General features: G+C 24.4%; 8 protein-coding genes. 2 read left to right on the plus strand and 6 right to left on the minus strand.

Annotated features, from left to right (window positions below):
• The first annotated feature begins 9 nt into the window (after positions 1-9).
• Together AAHF53_RS04110 and AAHF53_RS04115 are read left to right on the plus strand one after the other, a co-directional pair.
• Positions 10-2,373 carry an ABC transporter permease gene (locus AAHF53_RS04110; protein WP_342189571.1) on the plus strand — a complete coding sequence of 788 codons (2,364 nt, stop codon included), beginning with the start codon at positions 10-12 and terminating at the stop codon, positions 2,371-2,373.
• Positions 2,342-4,123 carry an ABC transporter permease gene (locus AAHF53_RS04115; protein ID WP_342189572.1) on the plus strand — a complete coding sequence of 594 codons (1,782 nt, stop codon included), beginning with the start codon at positions 2,342-2,344 and terminating at the stop codon, positions 4,121-4,123. Before AAHF53_RS04110 ends, AAHF53_RS04115 begins: the two co-directional genes overlap by 32 nt.
• A 31-nt stretch (positions 4,124-4,154) precedes the next feature.
• Here AAHF53_RS04115 and AAHF53_RS04120 read toward each other — a convergent pair whose 3' ends face one another.
• The 6 genes from AAHF53_RS04120 to AAHF53_RS04145 all read right to left on the minus strand — a co-directional run bounded on the left by AAHF53_RS04120 (position 4,155) and on the right by AAHF53_RS04145 (position 14,471).
• A complete protein-coding gene (locus AAHF53_RS04120) occupies positions 4,155-7,202 on the minus strand; it encodes a DNA polymerase III subunit alpha (RefSeq protein WP_342189573.1) in 3,048 nt (1,015 codons plus the stop codon).
• Positions 7,203-8,399: a tRNA uracil 4-sulfurtransferase ThiI gene (gene thiI, locus AAHF53_RS04125; protein ID WP_342189574.1), complete on the minus strand. Its 1,197-nt coding sequence runs from the start codon at positions 8,397-8,399 to the stop codon at positions 7,203-7,205.
• Between the two features lie 22 nt (positions 8,400-8,421).
• Complete coding sequence (locus AAHF53_RS04130; RefSeq protein ID WP_342189575.1) at positions 8,422-10,152, minus strand: septation ring formation regulator EzrA; 1,731 nt, start codon at positions 10,150-10,152, stop codon at positions 8,422-8,424.
• Between the two features lie 83 nt (positions 10,153-10,235).
• Positions 10,236-11,930 (minus strand): ABC transporter permease, encoded by a 1,695-nt coding sequence (locus AAHF53_RS04135; RefSeq protein WP_342189576.1) that lies wholly within the window; start codon positions 11,928-11,930, stop codon positions 10,236-10,238.
• Positions 11,931-11,944: 14 nt separating this feature from the next.
• A complete protein-coding gene (locus tag AAHF53_RS04140) occupies positions 11,945-12,856 on the minus strand; it encodes an ABC transporter ATP-binding protein (protein ID WP_338967924.1) in 912 nt (303 codons plus the stop codon).
• A gap of 472 nt (positions 12,857-13,328) precedes the next feature.
• The gene (locus tag AAHF53_RS04145; RefSeq protein WP_342189577.1) at positions 13,329-14,471 is read right to left on the minus strand and encodes a DEAD/DEAH box helicase; all 1,143 of its coding nucleotides are present in this window, start codon (positions 14,469-14,471) and stop codon (positions 13,329-13,331) included.
• Positions 14,472-15,016: the final 545 nt, after the last annotated feature.

Raw genomic sequence — 15,016 nt, forward strand, 5'->3', positions numbered from 1 at the left:
CAAAAACTAATGAAAAAAATATTTCCAACTTATAAACAAGCATTTTTTTCAATGTTTAAAGTAAAAGTTCAAATGATTTTACTAATTTTGCTAACAATAATTCTCACTGCTAGTATTAGTCTCGCCATGTCAACAATTAATAATTTAAAGCAAAGTAATAATTTTATGGGGCAAGAAGTAAAATATGATTATTATTATAAATTTAATTTTTCTAACACTGATTTTACAGAAAGCAATAAATTAACAGTTAGTGACTTTAGTATTAGTAATAATCCTAATGATGATAGTCTAATAACATTAAAAACTAAAAATGTGCAACTAATAACTAAAAAAGTTAACGAGCAATATACTATTGATAATATTAAACTAGTTAATTATTTAAAATGAGAACAAATTAATCATCAAAGTTCTTATTTTCAAAAATCAATTATTGGAAAAATTCTTAAAGAAAAATATCATTATGTCATTAACAACATTGAATTTAAACAACTTTTTAATAAATTTATTAATGTAATTGATATATATTTTTCTTCTTTACTTAATAAAATGTTATGAAATTATTATATTAACATTTATAAAAATAATCCAAATTTTTTTCAATATCCACCTGATAATAATATTAATAATATTGAAATTTTTAAACAATATTTAATTACTAATTGACTAGCAGAACCAAATCCAAGTTTAAAAAATAAAACTAATATTGCTAAATCAGTAACTACAAGAACAATTGAAAATAATATTTTAATGCAAATGCAAAATGAATTAGCAGGAATAGCTACTAATTTTAAAGTGACAACAAGAAGAGAATTTATTCTTACTGACTTTGCAAGTAACTTTAATTATCGGTTTGTTAACATTGATAGTCTTAATCCTCATTCCTTAAAAATTATTCAAGGTACAAGTCCAGATGCTAGTAATCAAATTGTTATTAGTCCCCAGTTTGCAAAATTACGAGGTTATAATATTGGCGATAAAATTAAAATTGGTGATTTTAATTTTATGATTGCTGGTATTGGCGGTGATAATTGAACCGTTTTACCTTCTACTAATCAATTAAATTCAATTCCTAACTATGCCAATGAACCAATAGTTTTTCTTAAAAATTGAGTATTTTTTGATAATTTTTTACAATATAAACAAATTGTTCAAGATATTTCTAGTGTTTATTTAACTTATCAAGGAACTAAAAATAACTTAGAAAAGGATTTAACTAATTACAAAAAATTACTTAGTGACTCATTTTTATTAAAAAAACCTTTGAATCTTAATATTAACATTAAAATGGAAAAATATAACTCCTCTGATTTCATTAATCGCGGTTTTACAAGTTTTGCTTTAATATTTAATGCTTATAAAATAATTATTAGTATTACTACTATATTCATTGCCATTATTAGTTTTTTAATTTTTTCTCTAATAATTAAAAAAGCCGTAGAAAGAAATTATCAGCAAATTGGAACTCTAAGAGCATTAGGTTATTCAAAATTTGCTATTACTTCATCATATTGAGTTTATGCTATTCTTAGTTGTTGTATTGCCTTACCAATTGGTTGATTTTTAGGTACTATTGGTCAAATTGCAATTATAGAAATTTTTAGTAGTATGTTTATTATTCCTAATAACACCATCTACCTTGATTTTACTAGTTTAGCGATTGGTTTTTTTGTTCTTGCCATCTTAACAATCACTTGTGCTAGTGTCATAGTTTTAAAAGCTATTAATATCCCAATTAGTGAACTATTTCATTCTCAGATTAACTATAATAAATCATCAAAATTTATTTTAAAAATTTATCATCGCTATTTTGCTTTTGGTAGTTTTAAAACTCGTTTTCGTATTATTTTAGCTGCTGTTTCTTATAAAAAACTTTTTTTAATGGCCTTAACAATTCTTATTGCTTCGTTTACTATCTCGTTATCGTTACTACTTCCGATTAATATTTTATCACTAGACAAATCATATTATCATGATATCAACTATCAAACTAGTGTTGAATTTTATCAAGGAATTAATAATATGCCCTTAAATCGCTATAATTTCTTTCCTTGACAAGGAATTGAATATGAAACTACTGATCCAATGTATCCAATTGGTGAAAATCGTTTAATTTTTGAATATATGAAACAAAAAAATGATGCTATCTGAACTAATATTGATAATCCAAAATCACCTAATAGTATTAATCTTTCTGATATCATTAATCAAATTAGCTACAATATGTTTGATTTTTCAGGAAAAGCAATTTCATTAGGATGACTAGAAGCAATGGATAATAAATATCATGGGACAGCAGCAATGAATGCTGTCTCCAATATTGTTTGTCCCATTTTTAATCTAATTGCTATATGGTACAAATGATATTGACAATAACCAAGATTGAAGACAATGTGTGGAAAATGTTATTGCCAGTGAAATGCCTTCTTTTGTTAAAAAATATTTAAATAATGCTAAAACAAAAAATCGCTTTGCAATTGGTTTTAATACTTTACCTTATAATCCCTTAGAAGATGAATTATTAACGCACTATAATTCAAAAATTAACAATGAAAATATTAAAACCCACGGTATTAAACCAAATAATAAAATGGTTAAAATATCTGATGAATTACAAAATAAACTAAAAACAATTAAAACTATTAATAATAAAATTATTATTCCCATTATCATTAATAAATCTTTACAAATTAAGCATCATTTAAATGTGGGCAATATTATTGATTTTACAAATACAACTCGTTCTTTACAATATACTACTAATGAAAACAAATGAAATAAAATTCCTAATAACTGATGAGGTTATAATTCAAAAAATCAAGAATTTATTAATGGTAAATGACAACCCCAACCTAACACGGAAAATATTTGAAAAATGCCTAATGATAAATTTACTAGTGCTAGCGACAAAGTAACTTATGGTTGAACAAATCGTTATGGTTATCAAGGTACTAACGAGAATGATAAGGACATTGCCCAACAATATTCTAATGCTAAAACTTATCGTAATCTTAATGATGTCATCTTACGATTACCTAAAAATGACATTAAAGATAACAATGGTAATATTATCTATCAAGGCATTAGTGCAACAACTAATAATTACTTTGAAACTTTAGAAGCTAAACAATTACCTACGGGGCACCAAGATAAATTTATTATTGCTACTGATGAAACTAATAATAAGTGATGAGTAATTCGTCCTTATAGCATTTTTTGAAATAATAAAACTAAGCAATACATTAACAACTCTGACTTTTCAAGTGCTCTTAACTTAATAACTAATGGTAAAAATTTATTTACCTTACTTTCATCAGCATATTGACAAAGTAAACCAGAAGAAATGAAAATTGGTATTGACCATTTTGCTAATGAAAGTAATGTTGATGGTCCATATCAATATGAAGTTGTTGGTATCCATAATTCTTATAATGATTCAATAATATTTATGGCCCAAGATTATGCTAATGATATTATTGGTGTTCCTAATACTAAATCAAGTGATATTTATCAAAAAGACCCTTTTAATAACATTGCTTTATGATCCAATGGTCGTTATTCAAGCAATCGCGAACTTATTGATATTACAACAAGATATTCAACATTTTCTACAAATGGTTTATATAATAGCGCTGACGGATGAGCATATACAAATGCTGTTGACAACTATGATTTATTATCAACTAAACAAGAGTTAATTAAAAAAATCGCTACTGTTGCTGCTAGTATGATTGCCATATTTATTACTAATGCCATTATTATTGCAGTTATTATCATTACCATGATTACTAGTTTATCATTAGATCAATTTTCAAAAATGATGGCAATATTACAAATTCAAGGTTACAAATATCGAACAATTAATAACTTAATTCTGACAATGTTTCTTCCTTCCGTATTGATTGGTTTTATTGGTGGTGTACTATTAGCTTGAACAACAGCAAGTATCTTTATTTATATCTTACAAAATTTCTTTCTTTTAATAATTCCCTTCTCTTTAGTTTGATGAGTAATTTTAATTAGTTTTGTTATTATTATAGTTATTTATTCATCAACATATATTATGACTACTTATCATTTAAAAAAACTTAATGTTCTGGAATTAGTAAAAAACAGTGATGAATAAAAAAATCTTATCTAAATTAGATAAGATTTTTTTAAATACTTATTACTTTTAAAGTTCGTAAAACTAAATGAATTTTATCATTATACTTTTCAACAGTAGCATTAATTAAGACAATAGTATTTTCTTTAAGTTGTTCTTGATATTGCATATATATATTACTAAAAACTGTCACATCACTTGTCCCATAATCATCACTTACTGTTAAAAAACACATATACTGACCATCTTTAGTTTTAATTTGTTTAATCCGATTAATAAAAACCAATACTTTAACTTTTCAATTAATCAATTTATCTAGATTTTGTAATTTAATAATTTCTTTTTCTAATTGCAATTGCTTTTTAATTAATAATAAAGGATGAGTTTGTAAATAGAAACCAAAATATTTTAACTCATCTTGAGCTTTTTCTAATAAATTATCTGGTTCTTGTTTTAAACTAGGTATTGCTACCAAATCATAATTTAGGGTGATATTTTCATTCCTTGATACCTGAATTAATTGTGCATAACGAAAAGCTAGTGTCATATTTAATTTCATCGTTTTTCGTGAGATTTTAAATTCATCTAAAGCTCCCGCAGCAATTAATGCTTCTAATATGCTTATATTTAAACCTTTAAGCACCATTCTGGCCACAAACGAAAAATAATCAGTATATTGTCCATTTGCTTCTCTTTCAGCATATATTGCTTCATACATCACCATTCCCACTTGCTTAATTATCGTGAGCGGTACCCTAATCATATGATTCTCAATAATAAAATTTTCTGTTGAAAAATTAACTGACGGTGGCAATATTTTTAGATGATATCTTTGACATTCTTTAAGATACTGTTCAATTTTATTAGCACTAGCAATCACACTAGTTAATAACGCACACATAAATTGTAATGCATAATTAACCTTCAAATAAGCCATTCAATAACCTAATAATGAATATGACACCGCATGACTGCGATTAAACCCATAACTAGCAAACTGATTAATATCATCATAAATTTGCTTAACAGTTTTTTCATCATAACCATTAGCAACACCTGAAGCAATAAATTCTTTACTTAATAAGGTCATCTCGTTCTGATTTTTTTTACTAATTGCTCTTCTTAAAATATCAGCTTTTGCTAATGAAAAATTAGCAATTTTTTGGGCAATTAAAATAATTTGTTCTTGATAAACAATAATTCCATAAGTTGTTTTTAATATTGGTTGTAAATCAGGATGTAAATACCAAACCGCTTCTTGCTTTAATCTTCTTTTAATATATGTCTTAATATGTTCTTGCGGACCAGGGCGAAATAATGAACTTGTAACAACAATATCTTCTAAATTTTTGGGTTGCATGGTTATTAAAATTTGTTGCATTCCTTTAGACTCTAACTGAAAAATCCCCGCCGTATATCCTTCACTTAATAATTGATATGTTTTACTATCATTTAACGGTATTTTATCTAAACTAATCATCATTGATAAATCTTTATTAATCATATCAAGAATTTGCTTTAAAATTGTTAAATTTCTTAAACCTAAAAGATCCATTTTTAGTAATCCTAATGATTCTAAATGATTCATTGAATATTGCGTTAAATAGATATTGTTATAACCTTTTTGAATTGGAACAATTTGCATTATTGGTAATTGTGATAAAACAACACCAGCAGCATGCGTTCCAAATTGTCGAGGTAAACCAATAATTTTTTTTGCTAATAAAAATAACTGCGGATATTGTGTCATATACACTTGTAAAATTTCAATTTTACTAACAGCTAATGATAAATCTAAATTTAAATCTAATGGCACCGCTTTACTGATTTTATCAATAATATCTAAAGGAATATTTAATACTCTTCCCGTATCTTTAAGAGCAATTTTACAAGTAATGGTTTGAAAAGTAATAATTTGGGCGACATTATTTTTACCATATTTTTCAACTAAATATTTTATTACTTCTTCGCGACGATCATCTTGAAAATCAATATCAATATCTGGCATTGATATTCGTTGCGGATTTAAAAATCTTTCAAAAATTAAATCATATTTTATTGGGTCAACAGTAGAAATTTGTAATAAAAATGCTACCAAACTACCAGCAACAGAGCCTCTTCCCGGACCAACCATAATATTTTGCTCACGAGCATATTTAACATAATCATAAACAATAAGAAAATAATTAGCAAAACCCATTTCACAAATAATTGATAATTCATAAGATAATCGTTGTTGATAACGATAATCATTATTAATTTCTTTATTATTTTGTAATCGTTGTAAACATAAGTTTTGCAAATATTCATTGCTATTCACACCAATTGGTGGCACATACTGTAACATATTTTCCTTAATATTAAATTGTAATTGTAAATTAACATTATTAATTAACTGTTCCAAATTAGTTATTAATATTTGTTCATATTCACAATAAATATCAAATGATAATAAATAATGATAATTACTAAAATCATTAACACTAGTTTCTGCTAACAATTTTTGTTCCTTAATAGCTTCAATTAACTGTAATGTTTGATTATCATCCGATTGTAAATATTTTACTAAATTACAAGGAACAACTAATTGTTGCCTATCAATTCAATATTGAATATTACTAAAATTATCCTGATTAATTCCCATATATGTGTGGGCCTTTTTTTGAATTCTTGTTAAATATTCCGCTTGCATTGTTAAAGACATTGTTAAAGTATTTTGTGGTTTAAAAATAACAATAATCTCATTTAAATGTTCTAATAATTGTTCACAACTAATTGTTGAGTTATTAGAAATAGCAATTATTGAAGAAATAAGACAAAGTTGTTCATAACCTTGCTGATTTTTAGCAATAACAATTAATTCTAATTTCAAATTACGAGCAATATCTAACACATCAATATCAATGCCAATAATTGGTTTAATATTATATTTTTGACATTGTTCATAAAATTGTATTGTCCCAAACATTGTATTCTTATCAGTCAATGCTAAAACCGAAAGATTATTTTTAATTGCAAACTTAAAATAATCTTTTAACTTTAACGGTGAACTTAATAGTGAATACTCACTATGAACATTTAAATTAATAATTATTTTCACCTACTTTTTTTCAAGAAAATTAATTTCTTGTTTTATAATATTATTTTCAACTGTTAATGCTAAAATCTCTTCTCATAAAATGCTTTGTTCTTGTTTCTTAGCAATAGCAATTATTGGTTTAATTACTGGATTTTGAGGAACAAATAATGAACAACAATCTATAAAAGGAATAATTGATGTTTTATAAGTATTAATATTTTTAGCAATATTAATAATTTCATTTTTATCATAAGTAATTAATGGTCGCAAAATTACCATATCACTAACATCAGCAATAACTGATAAACTTTCAATTGTTTGTGATGCTACTTGTCCTAAAGAATCACCAGTTGCTAAAATTTTAATACGCAATTTTCTTGCTAAATAATTAGCAATACGCATAAACATTCGGCGCATAATTGTAATCTGATACGATGATAAAGGAATATGGTTTAACTCTTGTTGTAAACTACTAAAATTGCATATATATAATTTTGAAGCAACATTACCGCCATAAACTCCTAAGGTTTTAACTAAATTAATAACTTTTTGTAATGATTCATCTTTAGTATATGGTGGAGTTATAAAATGTAAATAATGAACTTCCAATCCGCGTTTCATTAATAAATAAGCACTAACTGGTGAATCAATCCCACCACTCATAAGTAATAATACTTTTCCAGCAATACCAACAGGATAACCTTTTAATCCAGTAATTTTATCAAACATAATAAAAACATTATCAATTTGAATTTCTAAATATAGCGTTAATTGCGGATTTGTTAAATTAACTTGACAACCTTTTTTATAATCTAAGATTAATTCAGCAATAACATTAATTATTTCTAACGAAGTACAATGAAATTTTTTATCAATCCGATTAACATCTAATTTAAATGATTTAAATTCTAAATTGCTAATCAATGTCAAAATTTCCTTCTGAATAACATTTAAATCTTTAATAACTTGTTTAGCAAAAGAAAACGAAGTAATTCCAAAAGTATTTCTAATAATATTAGTAATTTGTTCAATTTCAATAGGATTAGTTTGATGTTCATTTAAATAAATCAACATCCGACTATGTGTTGCAACAATATTTAAATATTTAAATGCGATTAACTTAGCTTTTAAATTTTTTTCTAACTGATTAATAAATAAATACCGATTCTTACCTTTAGTTGATAATTCACCATAACGAATTAAAATAGTATCATTCATTTTTAATTATTCCTACTCTCTATTACCTTTTTTGCAATCTTTTATGTAACCGTTGTTCATACGAATATTCTAATGCTTGTAATACTAATTGTAATGCATCTTCATAATTAGCATTGTTATAAATTAGCTGTGCACTTTTAATTTTATTGTTAACACTATCATCAATAGCACAAAATTTATAACCATAGACAATTGCTCGTTGAATTAGTTGATCAATGATGGCAATATTTTTGATTTTACTATGCAATTTATAAATATTATCTTTTAATAAATATAACTTGCGTAATAATCGCTTTTGTTCTTGTAAATCATCACTAATACTAATTAATTCTTTAAGTTCCGAAAATGAGTTATAAACATCACTAATCCGGTCTTTGAAAGTATAAGCAATTTTTTGATAAGTAATTTTATTTAACTTAGCATTTAATTGCATTAATAGGATTCCTAAATGTGAAAGTAACTGTTTTAATTGCTTTTCTTCTTCAGTTTTTTGCGTTATTAATTTGTACACTTGTTCTAAATGAACTTGAGTTTTTAAAGCATTTTCTAAAATTTTTACCTGTAATTTAACCAATTGATGATAAGCATTAGTTTTTGTTTGATTCATAATCACAATTAATTCATTCATTTGTGAACTTAAATTCTTAACTAATTTTTGACTATTATTAATTATTTCTTTTTCCATTGGCAAAAATAAATAAATAGTTTCAATTTGTACTAATTCTTTTTTTAAATTTTCAAAACTATTTTCAATTAATTCAACTACTTTAATAATTGACTCATAGTAAGTTGAAAAAATTGTTTTTAAATCTTTTTCTTTTTGTGCTTGATAATTAAAATTAGCTAGCAAAACCAGAATTTTTTCAACTCTGACTTGTCCCTTTTTATACTGTAAATTATCTAACAATTTTTTAACTTGTTGAACTTGAAGATTAACATCATCAAATAAATTCACAAACTGCTCTTGTAAAATAATATCATTACCTTTATTCATATATAAAGTAGTCATTTGTTTTAATTGTTTGGGAATAACTTTATGTACAATCGTTAATAACTGCGGAATCTTATCTAAAATTTCTGTAAAGGAAATTAAACCAACAGCAATCTTATCAAGAATTTGATATGACTTCAAAAATACTCCTTTAGTTAATTCAATTTCAAAGTTATATAACATATTTTGTAAAACATTAACTAAATAATCTAATTTTTCAGGATTTATTGCCACATGAATTTGTAATTTAGTAGCATTATTAACTAACTGATTAAAAAAACTTTTATATAATGATGCTTGCTCGCGTTGGGTTAATTCAATTTTAAGAGCATTTTCATAATCTAATAATAAAGCGCGTGATGTTTTATTTAACTTATTAATTTTTGCTAATAATTGTTTTAACTTATATAAACTAAATTTCTTAATATCTTGCTGATCTTGTTTTAAAATTATTAATGATTCATTTATTAATGCTAATAGTTCTTGACTATTCTTTTCATAAAGAAAAATTCAATATGGTAAAATTGTTTCAAATTCATGATGATAACTAGCAATTTCTGATAACCGATATAATCTTTGACGCAGTGGCAATAATTTAATTATTTCTAAAAAATTAATGATTTTACCTTCTAAAAATTTTCTTTGATGCAAAATAAATAATAATATTTGTCATATGATAAGAGTAAATATTAACAGAAAAATTAAACCGGTTATTAATCAATGATATCAATTTCATTCTTTTAAACTAATAAATAATCTCATTATTTACAATCCTCACATCTGCATTTCAGTTTTAATTATAACATAAATTTTATTACATAAAATGAAGCAACCCTATTGAAAACCTAAACAATATCTCGGCGTTTAATAACTAAAACTGAACCGATATTTAATAGCATTGCAAATATCCCATAACCAATAGCTACTGCTGTTGAATTTAAAATGTGATTAATTTTTTGAACCTCAATCTGTCCTTTATTATTTGTTATAATTTCAAAATCACGATATGAATTTAAATAATTTTTTTGTTTATCAAAATCAATATATGAATTACCTGTGGGGCTAAAAAAGAAATCATTAAATCCTAAAAATGTTGTTCACATTTGATTTCAATGTTCAAAAAGATTAAGAAAACTAATAATCCGATATGTCTTCATTAATGATTGATAATCAGCCCAATTTTTATTTATTGATAATGATTGATTAGTTAATAATTTCAAATGACGAACTTTAACTAAAATATTATTATCTAATTCTTGAATTGCAAAATATACCTTATTACTAAACAAATCATTATATTTTTCAGATAATTTTTCATCAAATTCATAATTATAATTCTCTCTAAAAACAGTAAATGGATTTCAATTAGACATTTTTTTGTTCTTAACTTCAATATATGTTTCACTAGTAGTTGAATTACTTTTGTCAATATCTAATTCCATTAACGAAACATTTTTATCTTTAGTAAGTTCAACAACTTGTGGTGATAAATCATTATTAATAAGTTGTATTAGTTCATATTGATATTCATTACTAGTATCTAATTGTTCTAATGTTTTAAAATATGTTTTAAATTGAATATGCAATTTAACATTTTTATCCTTTAACTCGTTTGTAAGATCTCCTGTTCATCGTGTAACACTACCCTCAGCAGTAAATGTCTTAATTTCATCAGTATATAAATCAAATTTTTTATACATTGCTCTTCTTTTATCATCAATTTCTGTTAACCTTGCTGTAAGTTGTTCATATTCATATTCATTATAAAAATTAAAAATCTCGGTTACTAATTTAGAGTAGCGAATTTTAATATTAGTTTGGTTATTTTCAGGTTTTTTGACAGCATCATTAAATAAGATTATTTCTTTAATATTATTAATATCAAAAGTGTCCGCACCAATATTAACTGTTTGTTTATTACTAATTTCTTTAATTAAAGAATATGGTAATCCGCCTAATAAAAACATACTGCTAAAAACAACTAATATTAAAAAAACAATATTTGATGAAAATATTAAAGCTGTTAATACTGAACCTGCTAACACAACAAAACTAAGAAATAATGAGAAAAGCATTAATTTTGTCATCATATTTAAAAGTAAAACAAACTGGGCATGCTTATTACTAATAGTACTAATAATATAACCTAATAAAATAGCTATTCCTAAATTAATTGCAATAAATAAAAAAACTACAAATAATAAGCTTAGATATTTAGAAAATAATATTTTAAATCGTGAATAAGGTTTAGAAATTAATAACAAAAATGTTCCATCAGTTATTTCTTCACTAATAATTCGAACTACATTTAAAACAATAAAAAGAAATAATAATAGATTTAAAAATACTAAAATAATATATTGAAAATTTACTAAAAAACTATCATTATCATTTTCTAATTGAATAAAAAGAACTAGTGTTGTTATTATAAGACTTAATAAAGTAATAATTTCAATTATTAATGTTAACAAGGAAACTAATATTTTTCTTAAAGCAAAATTAAAAATCGGTAAAAAATTATTACTTGATAAAATTTTCATATTTTATTCCTTTCTTACAAATTAAATTTTTCACTGGTTAAAGTATTATAAAAGAAATCTAAATCAATCGTATATGGCTCAATCCGATAAATAATTAGATTATATTCAATGGCATAAAGAAATATCTTATTAATTTCTAACGAATTTTTTAATTTAAAGAAAAGATCATTACTTTCTTCTCTAAAAAAATAGTCAATATCATTATCTTTAAAAAATATCACCATCGCTTCATTATCCTCACATTCAATAACAAATGAATTTGTTAATTGAAAACCACTAATTGGTCCACTATATAATAAATTACCCCGATAAATAATTGAACATTCATCAATAACATCCTTAACTTCATTTAATAAATGAGTTGAAAAAAAGACTGTTTTACCTTGATTAACTAGTGTTCTTAAATAACCTAAAATTTGTTTTCTTGTTGTTGTATCTAAATTTGCTTCCGGTTCATCTAAAATTAAAATGTCCGGATTATGAATAATTCCCTGAATTACCATTACTTTCTTTTTCATACCACTAGAAAAAGCATTCATATTTTTATCACGAAATTCTCAAATATTAAACTCTTCCATTAATGATTGTAATCTTTGTTTAATCTGATTATTTTTTAAACCATTCATTTTAGCTAGTGATTTTAAAAACTGATAAGTTGTAATATTACGAGGAAATTTAGTAAACTCGGGAACATACCCAATAGTTTGTTTTGCTAACGGTTTCTTAGCATCTTGACCATTAATATAAATTTTACCGCCATCATAATTAATACCGCCAATTAATGATTTAATCGTAACTGTTTTCCCACTACCACTAGCGCCAATAATCGCATGCATCTTGCCACTACTAACTTTAAGTGAAATATCATTAAGTTTAAAATTATGATATTTTTTTATTAATCGTTCAATAATAATTGAAAATTTCATCTGTTTCTCCTTATTTATATAAAAAGTATTTAACTTTGCTAATAATTTTAATGAATTTTGATAATTTTTGCAAATTTGATATTTAATTTGGTCGCGTTTAGTTTTCTTAGGTATTTTTTAAAAAAGAAAAAATAGTCATTTACCATAAATTATTTCAATATGCAAATTAAGTATATATTTCTTATGTATGATTTTTGTTGTAAAAAATTATTTTAATGTTGTTTTTATAAGCATTTTACTTAGTTTTTATAACCTTTTATTAAGAATATGTTTGTTAATATTAAATATTTTGTTTTATTAATTATTTTTCAAGTAAAAAGGTAATAAATTTTTAGTTGCTTTTCTTTCAAAATTATTCAAATCTTTACCCACCTAACAAAACTTTATGCGCCCATTTAATTTTAGTTTATTGAATAGTAAAAAACATCATTAGTTAAAATGATGTTCTTCTGTAATATCCTTAAATTCAGTATTAAGTATTGTAAGGATTAATCTTAATGTTTAAAGTTTGTTCTAATCTTTTAATATCAATTAATTCTTTTTTATTATTTACTAATGTAATTGCAATTCCGGTTTCACCAGCGCGTCCTGTTCTTCCAATACGATGCACATAACTTTCTTGTTCACGAGGTAAATCATAATTAAAAATATAATCAATCCCATCAACATCAATTCCCCGTGCTGCTACATCAGTAGCAATTAGCACTTGAACTTTATTAGTTCTAAAAGCATTCATTGCTTTATTTCTTTCACTTTGTCGCTTATCACCATTAATAACAGCTGACTTAATGCCATTTTCTCATAATATTTTAGAAATTCTTTCAGTATATGCTTTGGTATTAGAAAAAACAATACTTAAATTTGGTTGAATTTTCAAAAATAAATCCACTAACGCGCGATCTTTACTTGTATTTCTTGTATTAATAAAATATTGCTTAATATTATTTAATTCCGCAGCATTTCTTTTAATACTTATTTGAACCGGACTATTTTGATAGTTATTAGCAACTTCTAAAACAGCACGATTTATTGTTGCTGAAAACAATAATGTTTGATACTTTGATGTAATGCTAGTAAATATTTTATCAATATCTTGTTTGAATCCCATTTTTAACATTTCATCAGCTTCATCTAAAACTACAGTTTGAATATCATTCAATCTTAAAGTTCTGCGTTGAATATGATCAACAATTCTTCCTGGTGTCCCAACAACAATATTACTATTTTTTAAACTATAAATTTGTCTTCGTAAATCCGAACCACCAAATAATGCTGTCGCATTAACTCCTTCTAAATAAAAAGCATATTTTCTTACTTGATCTAAAACTTGTAATGCTAACTCTCTTGTTGGACAAACAATCATTGCTTGTACTCTTCGTAGTTTTGGATTTAAATTATTTAAGATTGGTAATACGAAAGCAGCAGTTTTTCCAGTTCCTGTATGACTTTTTCCAATAATGTCCTTATTTTCTAATGCTAACGGAATTGTTTTCTTTTGAATTTCAGTAGGGTTAACATAACCCGCCTTTAAAATTGCACGCTTTAAGTTATTATTTAAATTTAAGTCATCAAAACTTATATTATCTTCCTTTAAATTTAATTCATTAAAACTCATATTTTTTCCTCCTTGAATATAGTTGCATAAATAAATGGTGTTATGACATTTTTTATTGTCAATTCATCACATATCAGCACCTATAAAGCAAGGGAATTGTAATGTACAGTATTTTATTTAACAACTTAATTATTATAAACTATTTTATCTAATACTACAACTAATATTATACATTACCTTAAATAAACTTGTAATATACCACAGACTTATGACAAGCACAAGAGGTTTTTTAAAAAAGGTCGCGTTTAGTTTTCTTAGGTATTTTTTAAAAAAGAAAAAATAGTCATTTACTATAAATTATTTCAATATGCAAATTAAGTATATATTTCTTATGTATGATTTTTGTTGTAAAAAATTATTTTAATGTTGTTTTTATAAGCATTTTACTTAGTTTTTATAACCTTTTATTAAGAATATGTTTGTTAATATTAAATATTTTGTTTTATTAATTATTTTTCAAGTAAAAAGGTAATAAATTTTTAGTTGCTTTTCTTTCAAAATTATTCAAATCTTTACCCACCTAACAAAACTTTATGCGCCCTTTA

The organism is Spiroplasma endosymbiont of Dilophus febrilis (assembly GCF_964030685.1).
Lineage (GTDB): Bacteria > Bacillota_I > Bacilli_A > Mycoplasmatales > Nriv7 > Nriv7.